The 26,330-nt window shown below is 72.6% G+C and carries 21 protein-coding genes, 1 pseudogene and 1 riboswitch; of the genes and pseudogenes, 10 read left to right on the top strand and 12 right to left on the bottom strand.

The window, feature by feature from the left end; translation table 11 throughout:
- Window positions 1–1,064 (top strand): M23 family metallopeptidase (locus RIN80_RS08515; RefSeq protein ID WP_309094901.1); only part of this gene is annotated, 1,064 nt, incomplete at its 5' end.
- A 91-nt stretch (window positions 1,065–1,155) separates the two neighbouring features.
- On the opposite strand, the gene pcrA is transcribed toward RIN80_RS08515, so the two are convergent.
- Complete coding sequence (pcrA, locus tag RIN80_RS08510) at window positions 1,156–3,633, bottom strand: DNA helicase PcrA (RefSeq protein ID WP_309094900.1); 2,478 nt, start codon at window positions 3,631–3,633, stop codon at window positions 1,156–1,158.
- Between the two features lie 312 nt (window positions 3,634–3,945).
- A riboswitch (cyclic di-AMP (ydaO/yuaA leader) is annotated at window positions 3,946–4,118 on the top strand.
- Window positions 4,119–4,125: 7 nt separating this feature from the next.
- On the opposite strand from pcrA, the gene RIN80_RS08505 reads away from it, so the two are divergent.
- Both RIN80_RS08505 and RIN80_RS08500 read left to right on the top strand, forming a co-directional pair.
- Complete coding sequence (locus tag RIN80_RS08505) at window positions 4,126–5,319, top strand: NlpC/P60 family protein (protein WP_309094899.1); 1,194 nt, start codon at window positions 4,126–4,128, stop codon at window positions 5,317–5,319.
- Window positions 5,320–5,395: 76 nt separating this feature from the next.
- Entirely contained in the window at window positions 5,396–6,340 is a 945-nt protein-coding gene (locus RIN80_RS08500) for a hypothetical protein (RefSeq protein ID WP_309094898.1), read from the top strand.
- Here the strand turns inward: RIN80_RS08500 and RIN80_RS08495 are convergent.
- Complete coding sequence (locus RIN80_RS08495) at window positions 6,318–6,671, bottom strand: hypothetical protein (RefSeq protein ID WP_309094897.1); 354 nt, start codon at window positions 6,669–6,671, stop codon at window positions 6,318–6,320. The two genes, RIN80_RS08500 and RIN80_RS08495, sit on opposite strands and share 23 nt — an antisense overlap.
- Before the next feature lie 429 nt (window positions 6,672–7,100).
- On the opposite strand from RIN80_RS08495, the gene RIN80_RS08490 reads away from it, so the two are divergent.
- The gene (locus RIN80_RS08490; RefSeq protein WP_309094909.1) at window positions 7,101–8,156 is read left to right on the top strand and encodes an NlpC/P60 family protein; all 1,056 of its coding nucleotides are present in this window, start codon (window positions 7,101–7,103) and stop codon (window positions 8,154–8,156) included.
- A 40-nt stretch (window positions 8,157–8,196) separates the two neighbouring features.
- Here the strand turns inward: RIN80_RS08490 and RIN80_RS08485 are convergent, their stop codons facing one another.
- Complete coding sequence (locus RIN80_RS08485) at window positions 8,197–8,928, bottom strand: response regulator transcription factor (protein WP_309094896.1); 732 nt, start codon at window positions 8,926–8,928, stop codon at window positions 8,197–8,199.
- Window positions 8,925–10,217: a PspC domain-containing protein gene (locus RIN80_RS08480; protein WP_309094895.1), complete on the bottom strand. Its 1,293-nt coding sequence runs from the start codon at window positions 10,215–10,217 to the stop codon at window positions 8,925–8,927. Before RIN80_RS08480 ends, RIN80_RS08485 begins: the two co-directional genes overlap by 4 nt.
- Before the next feature lie 177 nt (window positions 10,218–10,394).
- Here RIN80_RS08480 and RIN80_RS08475 point away from each other — a divergent pair, with 177 nt between their 5' ends.
- Window positions 10,395–11,861, top strand: a complete 1,467-nt coding sequence (locus tag RIN80_RS08475; RefSeq protein ID WP_309094894.1) for a PspC domain-containing protein — start codon at window positions 10,395–10,397, stop codon at window positions 11,859–11,861.
- Window positions 11,848–12,087 (top strand): hypothetical protein, encoded by a 240-nt coding sequence (locus RIN80_RS08470; protein WP_309094893.1) that lies wholly within the window; start codon window positions 11,848–11,850, stop codon window positions 12,085–12,087. Before RIN80_RS08475 ends, RIN80_RS08470 begins: the two co-directional genes overlap by 14 nt.
- A 5-nt stretch (window positions 12,088–12,092) precedes the next feature.
- Here the strand turns inward: RIN80_RS08470 and RIN80_RS08465 are convergent, their stop codons facing one another.
- Complete coding sequence (locus tag RIN80_RS08465; protein WP_309094892.1) at window positions 12,093–12,623, bottom strand: DoxX family membrane protein; 531 nt, start codon at window positions 12,621–12,623, stop codon at window positions 12,093–12,095.
- Between the two features lie 218 nt (window positions 12,624–12,841).
- The gene (locus tag RIN80_RS08460; protein ID WP_309094891.1) at window positions 12,842–14,308 is read right to left on the bottom strand and encodes a hypothetical protein; all 1,467 of its coding nucleotides are present in this window, start codon (window positions 14,306–14,308) and stop codon (window positions 12,842–12,844) included.
- Window positions 14,309–14,493: 185 nt separating this feature from the next.
- Between RIN80_RS08460 and RIN80_RS08455 the strand changes: the two genes are divergently transcribed.
- Window positions 14,494–15,399, top strand: coding sequence for a DUF4429 domain-containing protein (locus tag RIN80_RS08455; protein ID WP_309094890.1), 906 nt, complete (start codon window positions 14,494–14,496; stop codon window positions 15,397–15,399).
- A gap of 13 nt (window positions 15,400–15,412) precedes the next feature.
- On the opposite strand, the gene RIN80_RS08450 is transcribed toward RIN80_RS08455, so the two are convergent.
- Window positions 15,413–16,207, bottom strand: coding sequence for a class II aldolase/adducin family protein (locus RIN80_RS08450; RefSeq protein WP_309094889.1), 795 nt, complete (start codon window positions 16,205–16,207; stop codon window positions 15,413–15,415).
- Between the two features lie 187 nt (window positions 16,208–16,394).
- Here RIN80_RS08450 and RIN80_RS08445 point away from each other — a divergent pair, with 187 nt between their 5' ends.
- Window positions 16,395–16,868: a pyridoxamine 5'-phosphate oxidase family protein gene (locus RIN80_RS08445; RefSeq protein WP_309094888.1), complete on the top strand. Its 474-nt coding sequence runs from the start codon at window positions 16,395–16,397 to the stop codon at window positions 16,866–16,868.
- An 18-nt stretch (window positions 16,869–16,886) separates the two neighbouring features.
- Here RIN80_RS08445 and guaA read toward each other — a convergent pair whose 3' ends face one another.
- Entirely contained in the window at window positions 16,887–18,467 is a 1,581-nt protein-coding gene (gene guaA / locus RIN80_RS08440) for a glutamine-hydrolyzing GMP synthase (protein WP_309094887.1), read from the bottom strand.
- Between the two features lie 340 nt (window positions 18,468–18,807).
- On the opposite strand from guaA, the gene RIN80_RS08435 reads away from it, so the two are divergent.
- Window positions 18,808–19,089, top strand: a complete 282-nt coding sequence (locus RIN80_RS08435) for a chorismate mutase (protein WP_309094886.1) — start codon at window positions 18,808–18,810, stop codon at window positions 19,087–19,089.
- Between the two features lie 532 nt (window positions 19,090–19,621).
- Here the strand turns inward: RIN80_RS08435 and RIN80_RS08430 are convergent.
- A complete protein-coding gene (locus tag RIN80_RS08430; protein WP_309094885.1) occupies window positions 19,622–20,758 on the bottom strand; it encodes a hypothetical protein in 1,137 nt (378 codons plus the stop codon).
- Window positions 20,759–20,990: 232 nt separating this feature from the next.
- On the opposite strand from RIN80_RS08430, the gene RIN80_RS08425 reads away from it, so the two are divergent.
- A complete protein-coding gene (locus RIN80_RS08425; RefSeq protein ID WP_375141647.1) occupies window positions 20,991–21,953 on the top strand; it encodes an LAETG motif-containing sortase-dependent surface protein in 963 nt (320 codons plus the stop codon).
- 89 nt (window positions 21,954–22,042) lie between these two features.
- Here the strand turns inward: RIN80_RS08425 and RIN80_RS08420 are convergent, their stop codons facing one another.
- The 3 genes and pseudogenes from RIN80_RS08420 to RIN80_RS08410 all read right to left on the bottom strand — a co-directional run.
- On the bottom strand, window positions 22,043–23,827 hold the full coding sequence (locus RIN80_RS08420) for a GMC family oxidoreductase (protein ID WP_309094883.1): 1,785 nt from the start codon (window positions 23,825–23,827) through the stop codon (window positions 22,043–22,045).
- Between the two features lie 55 nt (window positions 23,828–23,882).
- A complete protein-coding gene (locus RIN80_RS08415; RefSeq protein WP_309094882.1) occupies window positions 23,883–25,535 on the bottom strand; it encodes a succinic semialdehyde dehydrogenase in 1,653 nt (550 codons plus the stop codon).
- A 135-nt stretch (window positions 25,536–25,670) separates the two neighbouring features.
- Window positions 25,671–26,330: pseudogene (locus RIN80_RS08410) on the bottom strand (serine/threonine protein kinase); the annotation flags it as partial.

Raw genomic sequence — 26,330 nt, 5'->3', positions numbered from 1 at the left:
GGGAATGGGGCACGCAGACCTTCGACACGGGCGCCTTCGACGCCACGCAGTGGAACTCCGACGGCACCGCCGCACCCGCCCCGGACGCCTACGAGCAGCATGGCGAAACCTTCGAGCAGCACGAGACGGTCACCTTCGAGCAGCACGAGACCGCGACGTTCGAGCAGGTCGCCTACGAGGAATCCGCCGGGGCCGGCTACCACGACCCCGCCGCGGACGCCCACGAGCCGGCCGCCACCGGCGAACTGCCCACCGTCACCCCGCTCCTGGACGGCCAGGAAGAGGTCGAGCCCCCCGCTTCCCGGGCGGCCTCGCGCGCCGGCTCCCGTTCCCGCCGCCGCACCCCGCCCAAGCGCTCGGCGCTGATGACCATCGCGGTGCCCTCGGCGTGCGTGATGGGCGTGGCCGGGATCGCGGCCGCCTCCGTCGGCAGTCTTACGGAGGACAGCGCGGCGGAGGCGCACACCACCGCGGCGGACGTGCAGCCGGTGAAGCCGGCCGCCGCCAACAACAAGCTCGACACCCAGCTGCAGAGCCTCGCCGCCGGTGCCGACGACTTCGCCGACCGGGCCAGCCGTACGCAGGAGCGCATCGACCTCAAGGCCCAGCAGGCCGCCGAGCGCAAGCGGGCGGCGGAGGAAGCGGCCCGCAAGGAGCGGCTGCGCCCGAAGTTCGCCCTGCCGGTCGCACAGCACGGGCTGAGCGCCTACTACGGCCAGTCCGGCATCAACTGGATGTCCCTGCACACCGGCATCGACTTCCCCGTCTCCTACGGCACGACCGTGATGGCCGCGACCGACGGCACCGTGCGCACCCAGTGGAACAGCGCGTACGGCAACATGATGATCGTGACCGCGATGGACGGCACGGAGACGTGGTACTGCCACCTCTCCACGTACACGGTCCCCTCGGGGACGACCGTCAAGGCCGGGGACCCCATCGCGCGCTCCGGCAACTCCGGCAACTCGACCGGCCCCCACCTGCACTTCGAGGTGCGGCCCGCGGGCGGCTCGGCGATCGACCCCCTCTCGTGGCTGCGCAGCCACGGCGTCGACCCGACGTAACGCCGCCCCCGGCCCCACAGGCGGGGGCGACGTCCTCGACGGCCCCCGCCGGCCGGACCGGCGGGGGCCGTCGACCGCCCGGCTCACCGGACTACAGCTTCTCCACCGGCGCGTAGCGCAGCAGCAGCCGCTTCGGCTTCGTGTCGCCGAAGTCGATCGTCGCCTCGGCGTTCGCGCCGGTGCCCTTGACCGCCACGACCGTCCCGAGACCGAACTGGTCGTGCGTGACCCGGTCCCCGACCGCCAGACCCACCACCGGCTTCTCGGCCGTACGGCGGGTGGCGAAGCCGGACGCGCCCGAGGCGGACGAGCGCGAGCGGGACGACGACAGCGAGGCCGCCACGGCGGAGACGGGACCGGAGGACGCGGGCGCGGTCGCTCCCGTGCGCTTCCACTCCACGTGGGCCGGCGGGATCTCCTCCAGGAACCGGGAGGGCGGGTTGTACGAGGGCTGGCCCCAGGCGCTGCGCAGCGTGGAGCGGGTCAGATACAGCCGCTCCCGCGCGCGGGTGATGCCGACGTACGCCAGGCGCCGCTCCTCCTCCAGCTCCTTGGTCTGGCCGAGGGCGCGCATGTGCGGGAAGACGCCGTCCTCCATGCCCGTGAGGAAGACGACCGGGAACTCCAGGCCCTTGGCGGTGTGCAGCGTCATGAGCGTGATGACGCCGTCGCCGTCCTCCTCGTCGGGGATCTGGTCGGAGTCGGCGACCAGCGCGACCTGTTCGAGGAAGTCGGCCAGCGTGCTCTGCTCGCCCTCGCCGCGTTCCTGCTCGAACTCCATGGCGACGGCGGCGAGCTCCTGGAGGTTCTCGATCCGGGTCTCGTCCTGCGGGTCGGTGGAGGCCTGCAGCTCGGCGAGATAGCCGGTGCGCTCCAGGACCGCCTCCAGCACCGTGGCCGGTCCGGCGCCGGACTCGACGATCGTGCGGAGGTCCTCCATCAGCGTGTTGAACCGCTTGACGGCGTTGGTGGAGCGCGCGGCCATGCCGTAGGCCTCGTCGACGCGCTTGAGCGCCTGCGGGAAGCTGATCTTCTCGCGCTGGGCGAGGGCGTCGATCATCGCCTCGGCGCGGTCGCCGATGCCCCGCTTGGGCACGTTGAGGATCCGGCGCAGCGGCACCGAGTCCTCCGGGTTGGCCAGGACGCGCAGGTAGGCCAGGACGTCCCGGACCTCCTTGCGCTCGTAGAAGCGGACGCCGCCGACGACCTTGTAGGGCAGGCCGACGCGGATGAAGACCTCTTCGAAGACACGGGACTGGGCGTTGGTGCGGTAGAAGACGGCGACGTCGCCCGCCTTCGCCTCACCGGCGTCCGTGAGGCGGTCTATCTCGTCGGCGACGAACTGGGCCTCGTCGTGCTCGGTGTCCGCGACGTAGCCGGTGATCAGCGCGCCCGCGCCCGCGTTGGTCCACAGGTTCTTGGGGCGGCGGGACTCGTTGCGCTCGATGACCGCGTTGGCGGCGCTGAGGATCGTCTGCGTGGAGCGGTAGTTCTGCTCCAGCAGGATCGTCGTCGCGTTCGGGTAGTCCTCCTCGAACTGGAGGATGTTGCGGATCGTCGCGCCGCGGAAGGCGTAGATCGACTGGTCGGCGTCGCCCACGACGCACAGCTCGGCGGGCGGGACCTCGGCCTCGGGCGGTACGTCCACGGGGTGCTCGGAGGTGCCGACCAGCTCACGGACCAGGGCGTACTGCGCGTGGTTGGTGTCCTGGTACTCGTCGACCAGGACGTGCCGGAAGCGGCGGCGGTAGTGCTCGGCGACGTCCGGGAAGGCGCGCAGCAGGTTGACCGTCGTCATGATCAGGTCGTCGAAGTCGAGGGCGTTCGCCTCGCGCAGCCGCGACTGGTAGAGGGCGTAGGCCTGGGCGAGGGTCTTCTCGAAGCCGTCGGTGGCCTGGGCCGCGAAGTCCTCCTCGTCGATCAGCTCGTTCTTCAGGTTGCTGATCTTGGCGCTGAAGGACTTGGGCGGGAACCGCTTGGGGTCGAGGTCCAGGTCGCGGCAGACCAGGGCCATCAGGCGCTTGGAGTCGGCGGCGTCGTAGATCGAGAAGGAGGACGTGAAGCCGAGCCGCTTGCTCTCGCGCCTGAGGATGCGCACGCAGGCGCTGTGGAACGTCATGACCCACATGGCGTTCGCGCGGGGGCCGACGAGCTGCTCGACGCGCTCCTTCATCTCGCCCGCGGCCTTGTTGGTGAACGTGATCGCGAGGATCTGGCCCGGGTGGACGTCCCGCTCGGCGAGCAGGTGGGCGATGCGGTGCGTGAGCACGCGGGTCTTGCCGGAGCCGGCGCCGGCCACGATGAGCAGCGGGGAGCCGGAATGGACGACCGCGGCGCGCTGGTTGTCGTTCAGCCCGTCGAGCAGCGCGGCGGAGTCGATCACCGGGCGCGGGGCGCCGTCGCGGTAGTGGGTGTCCCGCTCCGGCGGCGCGTCGAACTTCCCCCCGAACAGATCGTCCGGGATCGACTCCGGAACGTGGTCGTCCTCGGGTGGCGGCGGGGGCTCGTCCGCGGGGCCCCGCTGGGCCTGGAGACTCGCCAGGAAGTGGTCGTCAAAGAGGCTGCTCATCGCTCTCCGAGTCTAGGGCGCCCCACTGACAGCCCGCCGCCGCCCTGAGAACATCGCCGCCCAGCTGGGCCTTCCTGGCCGGTCAGCGGATGGTCGTCGCTCCCTGGAACGGCGCGATCACGTCGTGCGACACGCCGCGCATTCCCGGACGACTCGCGACCAAAGCCTCCACTCCCTCACGCTCAGCGATGCTCCGGCATAAGGTCACGGAAATGTATCGGGCATATCACCCATCAACCTTCACACGGGCCACACGAGTTGGCTACGGTGCGACCGGGCCGCATGACCTCCACCGGCGAACGTCGCCGGGCCGCGCGGCCTCCGCCGAGTCCGGTGTGCCGCAGCGGCAGCCGGAGCCGGGGACCCACCGAGAACCTGGGGTGAATCGGCCCGACTCCCTCCCCGGGAAGGCCGTAGGGCAACCCTTCCGAACCACCCGCCCGAACCCGACAGCTAACCCGGTAGGCGGAACTTTGGAAGGAGTCGCCTCCCTTGGCGTCGCACCGTAAGTCGCGTCCTTCGGGAACGCGCGTGGCAGGCATACGGACCCCCGCCCTCGCAACGGCGGCCCTCACCTCCGTGGCCCTGCTGTCCCAGTCGGCCAACGCCGCCCCCGAGGCCGACGACAAGCCCAGCCTGGAGGAAGTCGAGAAGAAGGTCGACGACCTGTACCGCCAGGCCGAGTCGGCGACCGACAAGTACAACGCGGTCAAGGAGAAGACCGCGAAGCAGCGCAAGCGCGTCGACACCCTCCTCGACGACGTCGCCCAGCGCACCGAGAAGCTCAACGAGGCGCGGGAGAAGCTGGGTTCCTTCGCCGCCGCCCAGTACCGCACCGGCGCCGCCGCCCCGGACACCGCCACGTTCCTGCTCGCGGACACCCCGCAGGACTACTTCGACCAGGCTCAGCTGATGGACCGGATGACCGGCCGCCAGAAGGGCGCGGTCGACGACTACGTCACACAGCAGTCCGAGACGATGACCAAGCGCCAGGAGGCCACCGAGAGCCTGCGGACGCTCACCGAGTCGCAGAGCGACCTGAAGACGGCCAAGGCCACCGTCCAGCGGAAGCTCGCCGCCGCCCGCGACCTGCTGTCGCAGCTGACCGCCGAGGAGAAGGCGCGGCTCGCGGCGATCGAGAAGGAGAGGCAGCAGGAGGCCGCCCGCAGGGCCGCCGAGCTGGCCCGCGAGCAGGCCGCACAGGAAAGGGCCCGCGAGCAGGCCGCGCAGGAGACGGCCCGGGAAGAGGCCGCCCAGCGGCGGGACAGCACCCCGTCGGGCACCGCCTCCGGCTCCACCTCCACGGCCCCGGCCGACTCCCCGTACGCCACCAAGGCCGGCAAGGCGCTCGCCTTCGCCCGCGCCCAGATCGGCAAGCCGTACGTGTGGGGCGCCGTCGGCCCCGGCTCCTACGACTGCTCCGGCCTCACCCAGGCCGCGTGGAAGGCCGCCGGGGTGAGCCTGCCGCGCACCACCTACGACCAGGCCGATGCCGGCACCACCGTCCCCCTGTCCAGTGCGCAACCCGGTGACCTGGTGTTCTTCTACGACGACATCACCCACGTCGGCCTCTACATCGGCAACGGCATGATGATCCACGCCCCGAAGCCGGGCACGTACGTGCGCGAGGAGTCGGTCTACTACGACGGCGAGTCGGCCATCCACAGCGTGGTACGGCCGGCCTGAGGGGTCTCGACGTTCTTGAGGGGCACGCGTGCGTGCCCCTCTCACAACCCGTGCGCCGCTCTCTAGCATCGGCGCTATGCCCGGCTCCTCCTCGTTTGCCACCTTGTGGGCGACCTACGCGCTGACCACCGGCACCCTGTCGGTCGGTCTCGACTCGGCGGGGTACGAGGTCCTCTCCCGCATCGCCCTCGTCCCGGCCTGCGCGGCCTGGCTGGGGACCGTGGCGTACGCCGTGCTGCGGCTGCCGCGGGCGGCGTGGCGCGCGCAGGCACCGGCCGCCCACACCTTCACGGCGGCGACCGCCCTCCTCGGCACCGGGCTCTCGGCGGCCGGCCGGCAGACGTCCGCGGCGGCCCTGCTGGCGCTCGCGGCACTGCTGTGGACGCTGCTGCTCGCCGCCGGGGACCCGAGCCGCGGCGGGACCGTGTTCCTGCGCTGCGTGGCCACCCAGGGGCTCGCCGTGCTCGGCGCCACGCTCGCCGCGGCCGAGTCGGCGGCCTGGCCGGCCCGCGCCGCCCTGGTGCTGTTCTGGCTGGGGCTGATCCTGTACTGCTTCGCCCTGTTCCGCTTCGCCCCGCGCGAGGTGACCGACGGGCGCGGGGACCACTGGCTCGCGGGCGGCGCCCTCGCCGTCTCGGCACTGGCCGGGGCGCGGCTCCTCAGCGCCGACAGCGGCCGCCTCTACCTGTGGAACGACGACGACCACGCCGTCCTCAGCCGGGTCACCGTCGCCCTGCTGGTGCTCACCCTGGTGTGCTGGGTCGCCCTGCTCACGGCCGAGCTCATGTGGCCCCGGCCTGGCTACGACGTGCGCCGCTGGGCCGGTGTCTTCGGCGCGGCCGTGACGGCGGCCGCGGCGACGGCCGTCGCCGCCGCCCTGGACGCCCCCTGGCTCGACGCCGTCGGGGAGGCACTGCTGTGGCTCGCGGTGGCCCTGTGGCTCGCGTGCACCGCCTGGACGGCCGCCGCGGCCCGCGCCGGGTCCCGGTCCGCCGGGGTCAGGTCCAGAGCACGGCGATGAAGACGTTCGCCGCGGTCAGCAGCCCGACCAGGCCGAACAGGCCCTTGTCCACCCTCTCGTCGTCCCGTTTCACGTAGACCAGACCGAGGATCACGATCAGCAGTGCCAGCTTCACGCCGATCTTGATGTTGTTCACGGACTGGTCGTCGGCCTGGTTGAGCCCGACCAGGATCACCCCGGTGACCAGCATCGTCAGGGCGCCGTGCAGCATCGCGGGGGTGTAGCGGGCGGTGCCCTGGCCCATCGCCTTCAGCTGGGTGAGGAAACCGCCCAGGAGCGCGGCGATGCCGATGATGTGGAGACCGACGAAGAGGTGGATGAGTACGTCCATGGGGCCGGAGCCTAATCAGGGGCCCCGACGCCTCCGGCACCGGCCGGCGGCCAGCGATGCATATATGCGCTCCATAGCACCCGATCCCCGTCACACGCCCGGGAAATCGGCGCATCGGTCATCACGCTGAGTTGAGTGGACGGCGTCGAGGAGGCAGCACGGTCGCATACGGTCACCGCCGGTCCTCTCGAAACACTTCCGCGCACCCGCCCCCGGCCCCGCACGCCGAGGTTTAGCGTCCTCCTCCAGGTGACCGGCTCCCCACCGCCGCCCGGGCCAGGGGCGGCAGTCGGCCACCACCGCCGAGAAGGTCCGGCGGCGGTCCGCTTCCCCTGTGCGGGCCGTCGCCGGACGCGCGCAGGCCGCTGTCCGCTCCCCCGACGGCCGTACGCACCCACCGGCGGCCGAGGAAAGGACGTGGCCCGAAGAGTGGCAGCGCACCGCAAGCCCCGACAGCGCTCGACAGGTGGCGGCACGGCCCGCACGGCCGCCACGATCGCCCTGGCGGGCGCGGCGACGGCGACGGGCTTCGACGGAACCGGACACGCCGAACCGCAGCTCACCCCCGGCCAGGTCAAGGCCAAGGTGGACAAGCTGTACCAGGAGGCGGAGGTCGCCACCGAGAAGTACAACGGCGCGAAGGAGAAGGCCGAGGCGGCCGGGCAGCGGCTGAAAGGGCTCCAGGACCAGGCCGCCCGCAAGGAGGAACGGCTCAACACGGCCCGTGAGGCCCTGGGCGCGGTCGCGTCGGCCCAGTACCGCGGCGGCGGCCTGGATCCCGCGCTGCAGCTCGCCCTGTCGGACGACCCCGATCGTTACCTGGAGAACGCCGAGTTCGTCGAACGGGCCGGCAACCGGCAGCAGTCCGCCGTCGCCGGCGTCCGCAAGCAGCTCCGGGAGCTCGAGCAGCTGCGCGGCGCCGCCCACATCGAGCTGACCTCCCTGAAGTCACGGCAGACGGAGCTGAAGCGGCACAAGAGGACGATCACCGGCAAGCTCGGCACGGCACGGCAACTGCTGTCCCGGCTCACCGCCGAGGAGCGCGCCCGGCTCGACGGGTCACCCCGCGCCTCCCGAGCCCCAGGAGCGCGGGACACCCTGGCGGCCCCTGGGTCAGCCGCCTCCCAGACGCCCAACTCCCGCGCGGCCGCAGCCGTCTCCTACGCCTACCAGAAGCTCGGCAGCCCCTACGTCTGGGGCGCGACCGGCCCGAACGCCTTCGACTGCTCGGGCCTCGTCCAGGCCGCGTACCGCTCCGCCGGCGTCTCCCTGCCCCGCACGACCTACTCCCAGATCGACGCGGGCCGCCGCGTCTCCCGCTCCGAACTCCGCCCCGGCGACCTGGTGTTCTTCTACGCCGGCATCAGCCACGTCGGCATCTACGTGGGCAACGGGCAGATGATCCACGCCCCCAACCCGTCCGCCCCGGTCCGGGTCGCCCCGCTCGACGAGATGCCGTACGCGGGCGCCACCCGGGTGGTCTGAGCCGGTCGGGCCACGCGCGGGTGGCCCGACCGCGCCGGCGTCACACCAGTCGCCTGGCCGTCGCCCAGCGCGTCAGCTCGTGCCGGTTGGAGAGCTGGAGCTTGCGCAGGACCGCCGAGACATGCGACTCGACCGTCTTCACGGAGATGAACAGCTGCTTGGCGATCTCCTTGTACGCGTATCCCCGGGCGATCAGCCGCAGCACCTCGCGCTCGCGCTGGGTCAGGCGGTCCAGGTCCTCGTCGACCGGCGGCGCGTCCGTCGAGGCGAAGGCGTCCAGGACGAACCCGGCCAGCCGCGGGGAGAACACCGCGTCGCCCTCCTGGACCCGGAAGATGGAGTCCACGAGGTCCGTGCCGGTGATCGTCTTGGTGACGTACCCGCGGGCCCCGCCGCGGATCACGCCGATCACGTCCTCCGCCGCGTCCGACACGGACAGCGCCAGGAAGCGCACCGGCTGCTCGGCATCGCCCATCAACGGGGCGCAGCGCCGCAGCACTTCCACCCCGCCGCCGCCCGGCAGGTGCACGTCGAGGAGGACGACCTCGGGCCGGGTCGCGGTGATGACCGTGACCGCCTGGTCGACGTCCGCCGCCTCACCGACGACCTCGACGCCGGTCTGCTCGGTCTGCCCGATCTCGGCCTGGACCCCCGTGCGGAACATGCGGTGGTCGTCGACGAGGACCACGCGTACGTGACGCCCGCCCGACTCAGCGGGCCCGGCCGCCCGTGCCGCTCCCGTCGTACCGTTCGCCTCGGTCGGGTCGCTCATGACGTCTTCTCCGCCCTCTCCATCTCCAGCTCGACCTCCGTGCCGCCGTCCGGCACCGCGCGCAGTCGCGCCGTGCCGCCGTTGCGCTCCATGCGGCCGATGATCGATTCTCTGACACCCATCCGGTCGGCGGGTATCGAGTCGAGGTCGAAGCCGGGCCCGCGGTCCCGGACGGACACGAAGACCGACTTCCCCTCGACCTCGGCGTAGACCTGTACGGCTCCTCCCTCGCCACCGTACTTGGCGGCGTTCACCATCGCTTCGCGCGCGGCCTGCATCTGCGCGGCCACTCTCTCGTCGAGCGGGCAGTCCCCCACCACCACGACCTCGATGGGGACGCCGTGGTTGTCCTCCACCTCGGCCGCGTTGCGCCGGACCGCGTCGGCGAGCGTCGTGGGCTCGTCGGCCTCGTCCTTGCCCGTGCCCTCGGGCTTGTAGAGCCAGGTGCGCAGGTCGCGCTCCTGGGCGCGGGCGAGACGGCGCACCTCGCCCGCGTTCTCCGCGTTGCGCTGGATCAGGGTGAGCGTGTGCAGCACCGAGTCGTGCACATGGGCGGCGACCTCCGCGCGCTCCTGGGCACGGATGCGCATCAGCCGCTCCTCGGAGAGGTCCTGCGTCATGCGGACGAGGTACGGGCCCGCCAGCAGCGTTATCCCCACGAGGACCGCGAGGGCCGCCTGCAGGACGGAACCGAGGTGGGCGGCGGAACCCTGCAGGACGAAGATGCCGGAGACACCGGCCGTCACCAGCAGCACGCCGCCCACCGAGCGCAGCAGCGTGACCGTGCGCCGGCGGCGGCCGACCTCGGCCCAGCGGGCCCGGCGGGCGTTGTCCGCCTGCCGCCAGACCAGGGCGACGCCCGCGCCGACGAGGACCATCGGCCAGAGATAGGCGCGGGCCCCGCCGCCGAGGTTCACATTGCCCACGAAGACCATGGCCACCACGACCATGAGCAGCAGGGCCACGATCTGGCCCTTGTCGGGCCGGCGCGTGACCAGCTTGCGCCGGCCGTCGGCCGAGGTCTCCGTGGTGACCAGCGAGGGCGGCCGCTGGGCGTCCACCCCGCCGACGCCCAGCGGGACGAAGAACCAGAACGCGGCGTACAGCAGCGCGCCGAGCCCGTCGGCCATGAACAGGCCGACGAAGACCAGCCGGACCCAGATCACGGGCAGCCCGAGATGCCCGGCGAGCCCCCGCGCCACGCCTCCCAGCCAGCGTCCGTCGCTGCTGCGGTAGAGCTTGCGCGGCGGCCGCGGCTCGGCGAGTGGCGCTGCTGCGGCTTCCGACATGCCACTGATGGTCACACGTGCGCAGGGCCGGAGCATCAGGGTCCGTCCCGGAGACTCCCCTGATCTCGGCAACCGGCCCGTCGAACGCTTCCCGGGCCGGCCCTCAGGGCCGATATCAGGGTCCGGCCAGGGTCGTTCCGACTGCCGCCGCGGCGCCGCGCCCGTCACCATGGACCCATGACCGATCACGAGCACGCCGCGACGGGTCCGGGACCCGGCTCCGGCCCGCGTCCCGCCCCGGGCGCCGGGCCGCAGGGCGCCGCGCCCGCCGCGGGCTCATCCGTGCCCCCGCGCGGCCCCGGGCAGGCGGGCGCGGAGGACCGGGGAGGAGCACCCGGCCCGGGCCAGGCCGGGCAAGCCGTCCCGCCCGGGCCGCCCCACAGGTTCCGCCGCGACCGCAGCCACAAGATGCTGGCGGGTGTGTGCGCCGGGCTCGGGCGGCAGTGCGACATGGACCCGGTCATCTTCCGCATCACCCTCGCGGTGCTCTCCGCCACCGGCGGCATCGGCCTCCTCTTCTACGGCTTCGCCTGGCTCCTCGTCCCCTACGACGACGAGGACGAGAACGAGGTGCGCAAGCTGCTCACCGGCCGCGTCGACGGCCAGGCCCTGACGGCCGTGCTGTTCGCGCTGGTCGGCTGCGGGGTGTTCCTGACGATGCTGAGGAACGGCGGCGTGCTGACCTTCGCCGTCGTCCTCTCCCTCCTGCTCGCCGGCGCCGGGTACTGGTCAAGGCAGCGCGGCGCCCCCAGCCCCGATCCGCTGGCCGCCCAGGCGGCCGCCGACGCCCCGCCGGAACCACAGGCGCCGCCGGTCCTGGCCACCTACCCCTCCTGGTGGCGCGACCCCATCGTCAAGGACGGCACGCACATCGGGGGCACGGGCTACCTCTGGGGCCCCCGCGACACCCGCGACCTCGACATGGCGGCGGCCGTCAACATCGGCCTCGGCACCCGTCCACGCGCCCGTGCGGACATACCCGCCCCGCACACCGGGCCGCCCAAGCCGCGCGGCCCCCGCTCGATCGGCGGCTCGGTCTTCCTGCTGGCCCTCCTCGCGGGCACCCTCGGCACGAGCCGGACCTGGGACACGCACCCGCTCGGCCCCAGCCTGCAGACCGGCCTGGCCTGCGCCCTCGCCGTCCTCGGGCTGGGCATCGCGGTCAGCGCCTTCCTGGGCCGGACCGGAGCGGGCTCCATCCTCCTGGCGATCATCACGACCGGCCTGCTCACCGCCTCGGCGGCGGTGCCCCAGGACATCGGCACCCAGTGGAACCGCACCACCTGGCAGCCCGCGACGGTGGCGGACGTACGGCAGCAGTACGACCTGGGCACCGGCGTCGGCACGCTGGACCTGACCCGGTTGAACCTGGCCGCGGGCCAGACCGTGACCACCCGCGCGGACGTCGGCGTGGGCCGGGTGAGGGTGCTGGTGCCCGAGGACGTGACCGTGCGGCTGAGGGTCGACGTGGGGATGGGCGACCTGCAGTTGCCGGGTGACGACACGAAGGACGTGGACGTGAAACCGGGCCAGCACAAGGAGATGACCCTCTCCCCCGCCCAGGGCGTCAGGAAGTCCGGCACCGTCGACCTGGACCTCCAGGTCGGCATGGGGCAGGCGGAGGTGACCCGTGCCGCGTCATGAACTCCAGCCAGGAAAGCTGATCGCCGGCGCCGTTCTCACCCTGGTCGGCATCCTCTACGCCGGTGACGCCGACGGCGCCTGGGAGACCCCGTGGTTCGTGGCGATCCCGCTCGTCACGGGCGGGCTGTGCCTGGCGGGCGCGGTGGCGTTCGTGACGGGCCGTGCCCGCCGGCGCCGGTCGGCCCGCACCACCGCCGACGGCCCCGGCCCGGACCCGGCGAGGTGACGGCGTTACCGGTACTCGCCCCGCCGCCGCCGTCGCCGCGCCCGCAAGGCGGCGTCCACGGACAGCAAGGGGGCGCCCGCCAGGACGAGCGGGATCCAGGCCATGAGATAGGCGAGGTCGTTGCCGTAGTAGTACGGGTCGGAGGCCCAGCTCACGGTGAGCCACAGGCTGAGGGAGATGAGCGCGCCGCCGAGTGCGGCCAGCCGGGCGAGAAGGCCGAGCAGGGTGCCGATGCCGACGGCCAGTTCTCCGAAGGCGATGGCGTAGCCGAAGCCGACGGGGTTCTTCAGGGACAGGTCGACCAGGGCCGGGACGGCGGAGGAGTCCCGGACGGCACGCATCATGTCGCCGACCGACCCGGACCCGGCCTCCTTCATGAAGGCGCTGTCGGTGAGTTTGTCCAGGCCGGCGTAGATGAAGGTGACGCCGAGGAAGATACGCAGAGGGAGCAGGGCGTAGCGGACGGCGGTGTCCCGCCAGTCGCCCCTGCCGTCTGGGTAGGGGGTGTGCGTGTCCGTTCTCATGCTGTGCGTCATCGCTGCGTAGCCGCCTCTCGCCCGCCGGTGCCGAGACCCCCTCAACAGACCATACGTACGACAAACAGACCCGGCTCAATCCTGCACGTCCGGCTTTTCCGACGCGTGGGGTGTTCTACCCGCCCGCAGCCAGGGCTGAAGCACGACGCGCCCGCACCCCCGGCGCGCCCCGCCCCGCCCCGCCACCGTCAGGCGACGACGCGCACCTTGACCCGGCGCTACTCCGTCACCTCCACCGCATACCGATTCGTCTCCACCCCCGCAGCGGTGACGACCTGCACCTCCACCCGCCCCGGCTCCACCTCCACCGGCACCGGCACGGTCAGCAGCGTGTCCGTCGGATTCCGGAACCCCCCGGGCACCGGCACCAGCGGCACATGGACATGCACCGCGCCCACCCGCACGACCATCCGCGCCAGCCGGTCCGCCCCCTGCGCACCCGGCGGCACGAACCCCGCGCCCCGGATCTCGATGTCGTCCCCCGTCCGGATCGGCGCGTCCAGGTCCCCCGCCTCCCGGGCCCGGACCACGGAGAGGATGACCGGCCGGCCGCCCTCCGCGTACTTCCCGGCCATGTACGTCGCCGCCGACACGAGCACCACCACCGCCAGCCCCCACGGCAGATCCGGCAGCTGGTCCGGCCGCCTGGCCAGCCGTACCGCCGCGAAGAGCAGGGCGACGCCGCTGATCACGACGTACTGGATGTCGGCGAAGGTGCCCCGCCCGGCGTCGTCGGTCAGCAGGTCGGCCGCGCGGGGCCGGTCGGCGCGTACCTTCTGCAGGCGCTGCCCCAGCACCCGCAGCCCGACCACCCGCCGCACGAGCACGGCGATCCCGCACACCACGGCGAGCACGGTCACCACACCGGCGCCCCGGGCGATTTCCAGCCCGGAGATCAGCGCGTCCCGCTCCCGGTGCCGGGAGGCGGCCGCGAGCCGCCCGGCCAGCACGAGCACCGAGTAGGCGACGAAGAGCACCCACACCGCGGCGACGGTGCGGGACGTCGACAGCCGGTTGTCCTCGCCGATCAGGGGCGCCAGCGCACCGCCCTTCGCCCGGTGGAACCACGACGCCGCGGTCAGCGCGCCGGCGACCACCAGCGCCGCGGCCAGCCCGGCCGTACGGGCGGACGTCCAGCCCGCGCCGACCGCGGTGAGGGCCTGCCCGAGCAGCAGCAGCAGGACGCCCGCCCAGACCGCGCCCGCGGTGCGGCGCCACAGGCCGGCCAGCCAGGCCTGGCCCTCCGCGCGGCCCCGCTCGGCGACGAGTCCCGCGGACTGTGCCAGTTCCTCCGAGACCCATTGGCGGGAGGCCGAGGCGGAGTGGGCGACCGCGGCCGGCAGCCCGTGCCCGGCCGCGAACTCGTCGCGCCGGCGCAGGAACGCGGCGACGGCCCGCCGATGCCCCTCCCGGGCCCCGTGCGGACAGTCCCCGCAGGCGCACCCACCCCCGTGGGCGCCCCCGGCCCCGACCCCTGCTCCGGCCCCGCCCGCATGGCCGCCCGTGTGGCCGCCCGTGTGACCCCCCGGATATCCGCCCGGATACCCACCCCGGTACCCGCCCGCGGACGCACCCTCCCGCACACCCGGATGAGCGCCCGCGGACGCACCCGGATACCCACCCGCGTGCCCGCTGCCGTACCCGCCCGCGTCCCCGCCGCCCTGCCCCGTCTCGCGCACCGCCACGCCCGACGCCCGCCTTCCCGCGACCCAAAGTACCGCCGGTCTTCCGGACCCCGGAAACACCGCTGTGCAACTCCCGTGCGACGAGGACGAATTGTGCCCTACCCCACCCGGTCCGCGTCCGTCCCGTCTGGTCAACACGGGTGACGTTCGGCGTGCCGTGTTGACCTGGCTGCGAGAATTCCCCCATGGCCGAGATCAGCCAGCGCGACGGCACGTGGGCCTTCGACGGCGGCACGGTCCGGATCACGCCCGGTCTGCACCGCTCCGTGCCGCTGTTCCGGCAGACGTACGGCGAGATCGCCGTGCCGCTGGAGGCCGTCGCGGGTGTCGTCCTGGAGCCCGAACGCAAGCGCGGGCGGCTCCGGTTGCGGCTGCGCGAGGGCGCCGACCCCCTGCTCCAGGCGACCGGCGGGCGGCTGCCGGACGCGGCCGACCCGTACCGGCTGGCGGTGGACGCCGACCGTACGGGGGTCGCCGAGTACCTCGCCGAGGAGATCCGCCGGGCGCTGCTCCTGGACGGCATACCCAAGGAACCGGTGAAGGCCTATCTGCTGCCCGGCCCGCCCGTTCCGGTCTCGGTGCGCTCCTCGGACGGCACGGTCTCCTTCGACGGCACCCAGGTGCGGATCGACTGGTCGGACACCTCCGAGCGGGTCAAACGCGCCACCGGCCCGCGGATCATCGGCCTGGGCGAGCTGGTGCGGGTCGAGTGGCTGCCGAACACCGGCCACGAGGACGGCTTCCTGCGCTTCGTGACCCGCGAGACGGTGTTCTCGAAGCTGCCGCCGGAGAAGGACCCGTACGCCCTGGACCTGTGGGGCAGCGCCCGCCGTGACCTGCTGACCGCGCTGGTCGCGACCGCGGTCACCGCCCGCCTGCCGCACCCTTCCACCCGCCCTGCCCCCGGTGACGAGGCGGTCGACGGGACCGGCACGCGCCCCACGCACAGCCGTCCGGTGCCGCCGGCCGGCTCCGACCACCACGACGTACTGCTGCGCCGGCTGCGCGAGTTGGGGCGGCTGCACCGCGACGGCATCCTCACGGACGAGGAGTTCGCGATGACCAAGGCGGCGGTACTGCGCGGCTTCTGAGGACGCCTCCGGCCTAATTCAGCAGATCCGGCTCGCTGCGGCTGATGTCCCGCCACATCGGCTGGTAGTTGATCCACGCCACCAGGTCGCCGCCGAGCTGTTCACGCGTGGCCACGGCCATCCGGTGGTCGATCCTAACCGGCCGCCCGGCCGCCTGCGCGGTCAGCTGCACCTGGCAGGACCGCTCCATCGACACGAACCACCAGGCCGCCGCGTCGACCGAGTCGCCGACGGTCAGCAGCCCGTGGTTGCGCAGCACGAGCGCCTTGCGGGAGCCGAGCACGCCCGCGATGCGCCGGCCCTCCTCGGCGTCGACGGCGACACCGGTGTAGGTGTCGTAGAGGGCGTGGTCCTCGTAGAAGGCGCAGCTCTCCTGGGTGATCGGTTCCAGGAGTTCGCCGAGGGCCGCGAGCGCCCGGCCGTGCACCGAGTGGCAGTGGGCGACGGCGACCACGTCCGGGCGGGCGGCGTGCACCTGGGCGTGCACGGTGAAGGCCGCCTGGTTGACGTGGTACTGGCCCTCGACGACCTGGCCGTCCTGGTTGGCGAGCACGAGGTCGCTCACGGTGACGTGCCGGAAGGGCAGTCCGAAGGGGTTGACCCAGAAGCAGTCGCTGTACTCCGGGTCGCGGGCGGTGATGTGCCCGGACACTCCGTCCTCGTAGCCGAGCCGGCCGAAGATCCTCAGGGCGCCCGCGAGGCGTTCCTTGCGGTGCCGGCGCTCGTCCTCGACCGACTCGTGCATCGGCGGCATCGCGAACCGCAGCCGGTCGGTGGGCAGCGGCAGGGGCGGGGTGGGCCCGTGCATAGGTCCTCCAGCGTCGCTCTCGTACGGGGCGGAAGTTACCGCCGGTGCTGCCGGGAAGACAGCGCCGTTTCGTAAAGAAGGATCGAGCGCCCCTGTGAGCACCCTGCACACACCCGTGTGCCCCCGGGCTCCCCCACCCCACGAATAGCCGACAGAAGATGTCGGAATTCGGCGCCACACTCTCCGTATGACAGCGAACTGGGCGGCATTCACCACCGCCGAACCGGATCTGGCCGGCACGGTCGAGAAGCGCTTCGGCGCCTACACCCACCACATCCTCGCCACCCTCCGCAAGGACGGCTCGCCCCGCACGAGCGGACTGGAGGTGCGGTTCCTCGGCGGCGAGCTGTGGCTCGGCATGATGCCGGACTCGCTCAAGGCGCGGGACCTGCGCCGCGACCCGCGCTTCGCGCTCCAGGCGAACCCCGGGGAGGGCACGGGCATGGGCGGCGGCGACGTCCGTATCAGCGGCCGGGCGATCGAGGTCGACGACGCCGAGACGAAGGCCGGGTACGTCGAAGAGGTGGAACCGCCGGAGCCGTTCCACCTCTTCCGCACCGAGCTGACGGAGGTCGTGCGGACCTACGTCGAGGACGACACCTACCTCGTCGTCCAGGTCTGGACGCCCGGCGCACCCCTGCGCACGATCAAGCGCACGTAGGAGTCACCCGGGGAGTGCTCACTCCCACTCGATGGTGCCCGGCGGCTTCGAGGTGACGTCGAGGACGACGCGGTTGACGTCGCGCACCTCGTTGGTGATGCGGGTGGAGATCCGCGCGAGGACGTCGTACGGCAGGCGCGACCAGTCGGCCGTCATGGCGTCCTCGGAGGAGACGGGGCGCAGCACGACGGGGTGGCCGTAGGTGCGGCCGTCGCCCTGGACACCGACGCTGCGGACGTCCGCGAGCAGGACCACCGGGCACTGCCAGATGTCCCGGTCGAGGCCGGCCGCCGTCAGCTCCTCGCGGGCGATGGCGTCGGCCTCGCGCAGCAGGTCCAGGCGCTCCCTGGTGACCTCGCCGACGATGCGGATGCCCAGGCCGGGGCCGGGGAACGGCTGGCGCTGGACGATCTCCTCCGGCAGGCCGAGCTCCTGGCCGACCATCCGGACCTCGTCCTTGAACAGCTTGCGCAGCGGCTCGATGAGCTTGAACTCGAGGTCCTCGGGCAGGCCGCCCACGTTGTGGTGGGACTTGATGTTGGCGGTGCCGGTGCCGCCGCCGGACTCGACGACGTCCGGGTAGAGCGTGCCCTGCACCAGGAACTCCACGGCCGGGCCCTCGTCGGCGATGATCTCGGCCTGGGCCTGCTCGAAGACGCGGATGAACTCGCGGCCGATGATCTTCCGCTTCTCCTCGGGGTCGGAGACCCCGGCGAGCGCCTTGAGGAACCGCTCCTCGGCGTCCACGACCTTCAGCTGCACGCCGGTCGCGGCGACGAAGTCCTTCTCGACCTGCTCGGTCTCGCCCTTGCGCATCAGGCCGTGGTCGACGTACACGCAGGTCAGCTGGGAGCCGATGGCCTTCTGCACGAGGGCCGCGGCGACCGCGGAGTCCACGCCGCCGGACAGGCCGCAGATGGCGCGCTTGTCGCCGACCTGCTCGCGGATCGCGGCGACCTGCTCCTCGATCACGTTGCCCGTGGTCCAGGACGGGGTCAGGCCCGCGCCCCGGTAGAGGAAGTGTTCCAGCACCTGCTGTCCGTGCGTGGAGTGCATCACCTCGGGGTGGTACTGGACGCCGTAGAGCTTCTTCTCGTCGTTCTCGAAGGCGGCGACCGGGACGACGTCCGTGGAGGCCGTGACGGAGAAGCCCTCGGGGGCGGCGGAGCAGGCGTCGCCGTGGGACATCCAGACGGCCTGCTCGGCCGGGGTGCCCTCGAAGAGGGTGGAGGAGACCTTGGAGACGTGCAGGTCGGTGCGGCCGTACTCGCGGGCGCCGGTGTTGTCGACGGTGCCGCCCAGGGTCTGCGCCATCAGCTGGAAGCCGTAGCACATGCCGAAGACGGGGACGCCGGCCTCGAAGAGCGCGCGGTCGAGGCGGGGGGCGCCCTCCTCGTAGACCGACGAGGGGCCGCCGGAGAGGATGATCGCCGCGGGGTTCTTGGCGAGGATCTCCTGGACCGGCATCGTGCTCGGCACGATCTCGCTGTAGACCCGCGCCTCGCGGACGCGACGGGCGATGAGCTGGGCGTACTGCGCGCCGAAGTCGACGACCAGGACGGTGTCGGTGGCGCTGGCAGCGGGAGACGCTGATGACACGGGGTGCCTTCCGGCGGTGGGGCGGGGGTCTTGTGCCACCCGATTCTACCGAGGTGCCCGCCGGGAGTGTCGCGCCCGCCGTACGCACCCGGCCGCGGGCCCGGTGTCTCACCATGCGAACCCGTTTGGACGCCCCTGCGCCCCGGGGCATACTGGCCCCATGCACGCGCACACGACCTTCGTCTTTACCTATGGCACCCGGCCCGCCGGCTGCCATGGTCGTGCTGCTTGAGCAACTGACAAGCGACTTCCCAGGCGCCCCGGGCCGACAAGGCCCGGGGCGCCTGCCGTCGTCGGGGCTTTGCCGGACCGGGGCACCCTTGACGACGAGGAGCCCCTCATGACCGCCACCGACGTGACCGGTGCCCGCACCGCCGAGGCCGCCGACGTGATCACCGGCGCCCGCGAGCGGATCGACGCGCTCGACGACCGGATCATCGGGCTGATCCAGGAACGGGCGGCCGTCTCCGCCGTCATCCAGGAGGCGCGGATCGCCTCCGGCGGCCGGCGGGTGAACCTCTCGCGCGAGATGGAGGTCCTCGGCCACTACAGGGAGGCCCTGGGCAAGCCGGGCACGACGCTCGCGATGACCCTGCTGGAGCTGTGCCGCGGAAGGATCTGACCCGCCCGAGGAATCCGCGTTCGCGGGACAGACGTACGCATCCTCCTCACCCGTACGGCGCGTGACCGCCCGGGGGCCGGCTCGTTGGTCCCGGTGTCCGTGCCAGCCAGGCGCGGGCCCGAGAGAACCACGCGTGGCTCGCTGGGGCGATGAGACGGACGGATCGTGCCGTGCGTCGTGGGACCTCGCTCCAGGGAAGTGACCGGACGGCAGGGGACAGCAGCCCGGTCACCCAAGAGAACGGTCGGCCCCGGGGACGCCCGGGGCCGGCCGCCGGACAGTGCAAGAACGCACAAGGCTGGGCCGAACGGTTGCGGGCGCCGCGTTCATCCAGCACGATGCGTACACAGCCCCAAGTCCCCTCACGGGCATCCGTATTGCCCCGTTGCCAGAGGTACAGACCAGCGGCGCAACCCCCCGGCGCCGCTTCCAGGCACCGGCGCTGCCCTGACGTCGGTGCTGACGAGAAGAAGGGCCCCGCGGCTCCACCCCGCGGGGCCCTTCGCTCCGCGCCGACTGCCGTCCGGCCCGGTCAGGTGCGGGTCACCGTCCCGCAGGGGCCGCCCGTGTCGATGCCGCGGCTGCGGTCGTAGGGGTCGATCGTCGGGCCCGCGGGATCGCGGTCCTGGTCGTCGCTCGACGGGAACCGCGGATGCAGGTAGCCGTCGTGCGCGTCGCAGGCCGAGTTGCCGATCTCCTCGTCGTACTTCTTGACGCTGAGCCGGCCCGGGGTGACCCGGTAGCGGGTGGGGTCGGGGAGCTCGACGTCGATGACCCGCCGCACGATGGTGCGGGCGACCTCCGGGGGCCCGTCGGCTCGGGTGACCGCGTAGACGAAGGTGTAGTCGGCGTGCACCACGACCCCCGCGTGCGAGCCCTTCTCGAACGTCATGCGCCCGCGCGTCTTGACGACGTCGCCGACCGGCCGTATCTCGTCGGGGTCGAACCGGCTGAACATCGACAGCGGGTCGTTCCGCTCGCTCGGGGAGCGCAGCGCGGTGTTCAGGTCGTCGAGCAGCTCCGGCTGCTTGGGGTCGAGCACCGCGAGGGCCGCCCCGGGGCGGGCGCCGCGTACCGTCCGCGGGTCGAGGTTGGCGCCCACCAGCAACCGCTTCGTCAGCTCCAGCGCCTGTGCGACGCGGTCCTCGGGGACCGGGCCGACGGCCTTCGCCTCGGGCAGGACGATGCCGGCCGCGCCGTCGGCCCAGCGCAGGGCCGGGGAGCCGGCGAACGGCTTGTCCAGGGTGGGGGTTTCCGGGGTCGAACCGCCGGGCGGTGCGGTCGGTGCCGCCGTCTCGGCGGGCAGCGGGGAGGCCGCGGCGGCCTCGGGTCCGTCCGAGCCGAAGGGGTCGCCGGGCAGCAGCGACGGCTTCAGGGCCACCAGCGCCACGGCGGCGGCCACCGGGACCCCGAGCACGGCCCACAGCTTCCGGCGCCGCGCCGCGCGCCGGTTCGCCGCCAGGGGATCGGGGCCGGTGCGCCAGCCGGGGGGCAGCTCTCCCCGCTCCTCCTGCCGGCGCAGCCGCTCGGTCACCATGCGCGCCCGCGCGGAGGGCTCCTTCGGGGCCGAGGCACGGATGTCCCGCTCGGTGTCGCGGGTGAAGTGTTCCCAGACGTCGTCGGGGATCTCCGGGGCCGACGGCTGATCGTCGGACGGCTTTTCAGACACGAGGCATAGATCTAAGCGGGTGGAAAGCGCCTTCACAAGAAGATCGCGGGTGTGACGCAGCACACATAAGAATCCTGTGAACGTCGGCACAACCATTCACAGGTTTCACGGATCAAACCTGCCGAACCACGGGCCACTCCCGCGCCCCACACGCGGAGGCCTCCCCCAACGTTCGTACCGCAGCCCGCGGTACGCCGGACTTTCCGAGGTCTTCATGAAGCTTCGCCGCGCCATGGCAGCAGCGGCCGCCACGGCGGTCATAGCCCCGGTGGCACTGCTCGCGGCACCGGCCGCGTACGCGACCGACGAAACCACGCCCACGCCGAGCGCGTCGGTGAGCGAGTCCGCTCCCGAGACGTCCGCCTCGCCGTCGGCGACCGAGACCACGCCCGAGACGTCGCCGTCTCCGAGCACGTCGGTGAGCGAGTCGGCTCCCGAGACGTCGAGCTCGCCGAGCGCGTCCGCGACCGAGTCCTCCCCGTCGCCCTCGGCGTCGGAGCCCGAGGAGTCGGAGTCCCCGGACCCCGAGCCCTCCATCTGTGAGGACACCAAGGTCGACGTCAGCATCTCCGGCCTGCCCGGCAAGATCGCGGCGGGCAGCGGCTGGCACAAGTTCTCGCTGAACGTGCTGAACGACTCCGACTCCACGCTGAACGACCTCAACTTCTTCGCCGGGGCCTCCCCCGACGAAAACGGCGAGGAGCTGTTCTCCAGCAAGCAGGTCCAGCTCCAGGCCTGGGACCCCCAGGACAAGATCTGGGTCGACCTCAACGAGGATGGCTACGCGGTCGGGTACGTCGGATACACCGACGAGCTGAAGTCCGACTACGAGGTCAACATCCCGCTGCGCCTCAATGTCAGCAAGTCCGCCCCGGTCGGCGCCGGCTTCTCGCTCGGCGCGACGATCTACGGCGACAACGACGCCGAGTGCACCGGCTTCGGTGACGTGTCGTACAAGTTCCAGATCGTCTCCGCCGGCACGGACACCGGTGGCACCAAGCCGCAGGAAGGCGGCAAGGCGCCCGTCACCGACGACAAGCCCAGCGGCAACACGCCGGAGGTCACCGGCAGCCTCGCCGAGACCGGCTCCAGCTCCGCCCTGCCGATGATCAGCCTCGTCGGTGGTGCCGCGGTCGTCGCCGGTGCCGGCGCGATCTTCGTGGTCCGTCGCCGCAAGGCCGGCGCGGAGGCGTAAGCCACAGCGGCCCGTGGGCCGTCGCACCGCAAGCAGAAGAGGGACCTGCGCTCGGAGGGGGGCGCAGGTCCCTCTTCTGTCCGCTCCGCCTACTTCTTCGGCGGTACCGGCGGGATCCCGAGGAACGGCAGCCGCAGCGCCCCGAAGGCCTCCGCCGGGACCGCCGGGGACTTCGGCTCGACCGGCTGCAGCCGCACGTAGGCGCTGCCCTGCTGGGGGCGCGGGTCGGGCTCGCCCTTGTTGGGCCAGAAGGACATGGCCCGTTCGGCCTGGGCGGTGATCGTCAGGGACGGGTTCACGCCCAGGTTGGCGGAGACCGCGGCCCCGTCCACGACGGAGATGCCGGGGTGGCCGTAGAGGCGGTGGTACGGGTCGATCACGCCGCTCTCGCGGGAGTCGCCGATGGGGCAGCCGCCCAGGAAGTGCGCGGTGAGCGGGGTGCCCATCAGCTCGCCGACGTTGGAGCCGGCGAAGCCGTTGATCTCGGCGGCGAGGGCCGAGGCGCCCTCCGTGGCCGCCTTGATCTGCTTGGGATTGGGGGCGCCGTGGCCCTGGCGGGCGGTGAGCAGGCCGCGGCCGACACCCGACGGTTTCAGGTACGTCGTCAGGGAGTTGTCCAGCGACTGCATCACCAGGCCGATGATGGTCCGCTCCGACCAGCGGCGGTTGGACAGGGAACGCAGCACGAGCACGGGATGGCGGGCCGCGTTCGCGAGGAAGCCCAGGACCCGTGAGGTGCCCGAGTTCCGCCCCGCGTAAGGGACTTGGAGGATGGACAGGCTGCCCATCGAGTTGGAGCCCTTGCCGTAGCGGACCGGCTCGATGTGGGTGTTCGCGTCGGGGTGGATCGAGGACGTGATGGCCACGCCGCGGGTGAAGTCCGCCTTGGGCGCGCCGTGGGCCTTGCGGTAGCGCCGGTCGTCGGTCTGGGCGCCGACCAGGGCCTCGGAGTTGGTGCGGGTCAGCTCGCCCAGCCTGTCGCTGACGTGCGGCAGTTGCCCGCCGGCCTTCATCCGGTGCAGGAGCGTCTGTGTGCCGTAGGTGCCGGCGGCGAGGACGACCTGGCGGGCCCGGTAGGTGCGGCCCTTCGCCTTGCGGCGGTCGGTGGGCAGGGTGGCGACCGCGTAGCCGCCGCGCGAGTCGTCGGTGACCGAGACGACCGTGGTGAGGGGGTGGACGACCGCGCCCGCCTTCTCGGCGAGGTGCAGGTAGTTCTCGTTGAGGGTGTTCTTCGCGCCGTGGCGGCAGCCGGTCATGCACTCGCCGCACTCCGCGCAGGCCTTGCGGGACGGGCCCGCCCCGCCGAAGTACGGGTCCGGCACCTCCTGGCCCGGTTTCGCGGTGACCGTGCCGTCGGCGTCCCGGCCGTCGCCGAAGAAGACGCCGACGGGGGCGAGGTGGAAGGTGTCGCCGCAGCCCATCCGCTCCGCCGCGGCCTTCAGGTGCACGTCGGAGGGGGTCATGGTCGGGTTGGTCCGCACGCCCAGCATGCGGCGGGCCTGGTCGTAGTACGGCGCGAGTTCGTCCTGCCAGTCGGTGATGTCACGCCACTGGGGGTCCTCGAAGAACGGCTTCGGCGGGACGTAGAGGGTGTTGGCGTAGTTGAGGGAGCCGCCGCCGACGCCCGCGCCCGCCAGGACCATGACGTTGCCGAGCAGATGGATGCGCTGGATGCCGTACATGCCGAGCCTGGGGGCCCAGAGGTAGTTCTTCAGGTCCCAGGAGTTCTTCGGGAGGGTCTCGCGGGTGAAGCGGCGGCCGGCCTCCAGGACACCCACGCGGTAGCCCTTCTCGGTGAGGCGCAGGGCGGTCACGGAGCCGCCGAAGCCGGAGCCGACCACGATGACGTCGTAGTCGTATGCGTCCTGAGGCACGTGTTCTCCTCGTCGAGTGTCGCGTGCGGGCCGTCAGTGGGGGTGCGCGGGGGCGTCAGCGGAAGCGCAGCGCCTTCATCAGGCGCAGGCTGCGGCTCATGAGCCGGGCGTACTGCTCGTCGTCCATGCCCAGGGACGGGGCCATCGGGAGGACCCGCTGGTGGGCGACCGTCTGGGCCTCCGTGTACTTGAGGATGCCCTCGGAGCCGTGGCGGCGGCCGAGGCCCGAGTCCTTCATGCCGCCCATCGGGGACTGGACGCTGCCGTAGGCGGGCGCGTAGCCCTCGTTGATGTTGACCGTGCCGGTGCGCAGGCGGGCGGCGACCTCCTGGCCGCGGCGGCCGTTCTTCGTCCAGACCGAGGAGTTGAGGCCGTACGCCGTGCCGTTGGCGCGCGCGATCGCCTCGTCCTCGCTGCTGAAGCGGTGGACCGAGACGACCGGGCCGAAGGTCTCCTCTGTACAGACGGACATGTCCGCGCCGACCCCGTCGAGGATCGTGGGCTCGAAGAAGTAGGGGCCGATGTCCGGACGGGCCACACCGCCGGCCACCACCTTCGCGCCCTTCGCGACAGCCTCCTCCACGTGCCGCGTGACGGTCTCCAGCTGGCGCTCGCCGACCAGGGAGCCCATGTCGGCGCCGTACGCCAGGGACGTGCCGAGGCGCATCGCCCTGGTCCGGGCGGCGAAGCGCTCCAGGAAGGCGTCCGCGATCGACTCGTGGACGAAGAGCCGCTCGATGGAGATGCACAGCTGGCCGGCGGAGGAGAAGCAGGCCCGGACGGCACCGGCCGCGGCCTTCTCGATGTCGGCGTCCTCCAGCACCAGCATGGCGTTCTTGCCGCCGAGTTCGAGGGAGACGCCGACCAGCCGGGCGGCGGCCCCCTGGGCGACCTCGCGGCCGGTGCGGGTGGAGCCGGTGAAGGAGACGTAGTCGGCGTGGCGGACGACCTCGGGGCCGACGACCGGGCCCTCGCCGAGGACGACCTGGAAGACGTCGGCGGGCAGGCCGGCCTCGATGAGCAGGTCACGGGCCCACAGCGCGGTCAGGCAGGTCTCCGTGTCGGGCTTCATGACGACCGCGTTGCCCGCGGCGAAGGCCGGGAGCGCGTCGCCGACGGAGAGTTCGAGGGGGTAGTTCCAGGGGGCGATCTGACCGACGACACCGCGCGCGTGGCGCAGTTCGACGACCTTGGTCAGGGCCGGCACGGCGCCGGCGTGCCGCTTGGGGCGGAGGTAGGCCGGGGCCTTGCGGCCGTAGTGCCGGGCGGCGACCGCGACGGCCTGGACCTCCTCGTGGGCGTGCAGCCGGGCCTTGCCGGTCTCCAGCTGGATCAGGTCGAGCACCTCGGCCTGGCGCTCCAGCAGCAGGTCGTGGAAGCGGAGCAGGACGGCGGCGCGCTGCCGTACGGGCGTGCGCTCCCACACGGCCTGGGCGGCCCGGGCCAGCTCGAAGGCCTCGGCCACGTCCTCGGGCGTCGCCTCGGGGAGGTCGGCCAGCTTCTCACCGGTGAACGGCGTGTGGTTGGCGGTCCGGCCGGAGCCGACCACGCCCTTGGTGAGCTGGGCGACCAGCTCGGGGGTCACCACGTCGGCGGCGGTGCGGGCGCCCTCCGGTGCGGGGGCGAGGGGGTTCGTACCGCTTCGTGCCGTGCCGGTCTGTGCCGTGCCGGTCTGTGCCGTCTTCTCGGCGGCCTGCGCGTCCGTCATGAGGCGCAGGGTATGCCCCGGCGCAGCCTTTGGGTACCCGTCGGTAATACGGCTTCACCGACTGCACACACGGCGCCAGTGACTACTGGCAAGGAACGCCCTGATCAGGGCGTTGTGCGGTGGCGCCGGGATGATTCAGCCTTTTACGATGCCGAGCCGGTCCCGGGCGGCCCGGAACAGCGAGGTGCCCTCCCGCTCCTCGGGCGTGCCCGCCGGCATGTCGACGCGCAGTTCGTACATGCGGTCGTCGTCGGTGCGGACCAGCACCCGCAGGGCCCGCCTGCGGTGCTCGCCCCGGTCGTAGGTGGTGTCGGCGAGGGCGGAGGCGTAGCCCTGGACGGTGGTGGGGGTGCAGCGCGTCTCGCCCCCGGCCTCGGGTGTCTGCCTGGCCTGCTCCATCGGGGAGGCCGGGGCCCGGTCCCAGAACAGCAGGCGGACCCGGATCGAGCCGCCCCGGTCGTCGCCGTAGAGCACCGCGCGGGGCAGGTGGTCGGTGCCGTCGCCGGTCCGGTCGAGGGGGTGGAAGTGGCGCGGGAGGTGGAGGACGGCCGCCATGTCCGGCTCGGGGTGCGGGGTCCACTCGTCCGAGTCCGTGGTGGTCGTGGAGCCCGTGGAGCCCGTGGTGTTCGTGGAGTCCGCGGCGCGTCCGGCGGTCTCGGCGCCCACGGTGTCGGCACTGCTGCTGTCGGCGCTGCTGGTGTCGGCGAACTGGGTGGCCGCCCCCACGCCACCGGCGAGCAGCGCGCCGAGGAGGGCGAGCGGGCCGGGGCGGAGGAGGGTGTGGCGTCGGGAGGG

The organism is Streptomyces sp., assembly GCF_031181705.1.
Classification (GTDB): domain Bacteria; phylum Actinomycetota; class Actinomycetes; order Streptomycetales; family Streptomycetaceae; genus Streptomyces.
The sequence above is the reverse complement of the archived record's forward strand: the minus strand, read 5'-3'. Positions and strand labels throughout refer to the sequence as shown.

Excerpts from the sequence above, each read along its gene's own strand:
- RIN80_RS08475 (WP_309094894.1), top strand. The coding sequence starts at position 10,395 with ATGACCGATCACGAGCACGCCGCGACGGGTCCGGGACCCGGCTCCGGC.
- RIN80_RS08450 (WP_309094889.1), bottom strand. The coding sequence starts at position 16,207 with ATGCACGGGCCCACCCCGCCCCTGCCGCTGCCCACCGACCGGCTGCGG.
- RIN80_RS08500 (WP_309094898.1), top strand. The coding sequence starts at position 5,396 with ATGCCCGGCTCCTCCTCGTTTGCCACCTTGTGGGCGACCTACGCGCTG.
- RIN80_RS08480 (WP_309094895.1), bottom strand. The coding sequence starts at position 10,217 with ATGTCGGAAGCCGCAGCAGCGCCACTCGCCGAGCCGCGGCCGCCGCGC.
- RIN80_RS08485 (WP_309094896.1), bottom strand. The coding sequence starts at position 8,928 with ATGAGCGACCCGACCGAGGCGAACGGTACGACGGGAGCGGCACGGGCG.
- pcrA (WP_309094900.1), bottom strand. The coding sequence starts at position 3,633 with ATGAGCAGCCTCTTTGACGACCACTTCCTGGCGAGTCTCCAGGCCCAG.
- RIN80_RS08435 (WP_309094886.1), top strand. The coding sequence starts at position 18,808 with ATGACCGCCACCGACGTGACCGGTGCCCGCACCGCCGAGGCCGCCGAC.
- RIN80_RS08455 (WP_309094890.1), top strand. The coding sequence starts at position 14,494 with ATGGCCGAGATCAGCCAGCGCGACGGCACGTGGGCCTTCGACGGCGGC.
- RIN80_RS08415 (WP_309094882.1), bottom strand. The coding sequence starts at position 25,535 with ATGACGGACGCGCAGGCCGCCGAGAAGACGGCACAGACCGGCACGGCA.
- RIN80_RS08425 (WP_375141647.1), top strand. The coding sequence starts at position 20,991 with ATGGCAGCAGCGGCCGCCACGGCGGTCATAGCCCCGGTGGCACTGCTC.
- RIN80_RS08445 (WP_309094888.1), top strand. The coding sequence starts at position 16,395 with ATGACAGCGAACTGGGCGGCATTCACCACCGCCGAACCGGATCTGGCC.
- RIN80_RS08495 (WP_309094897.1), bottom strand. The coding sequence starts at position 6,671 with ATGGACGTACTCATCCACCTCTTCGTCGGTCTCCACATCATCGGCATC.
- RIN80_RS08465 (WP_309094892.1), bottom strand. The coding sequence starts at position 12,623 with ATGACGCACAGCATGAGAACGGACACGCACACCCCCTACCCAGACGGC.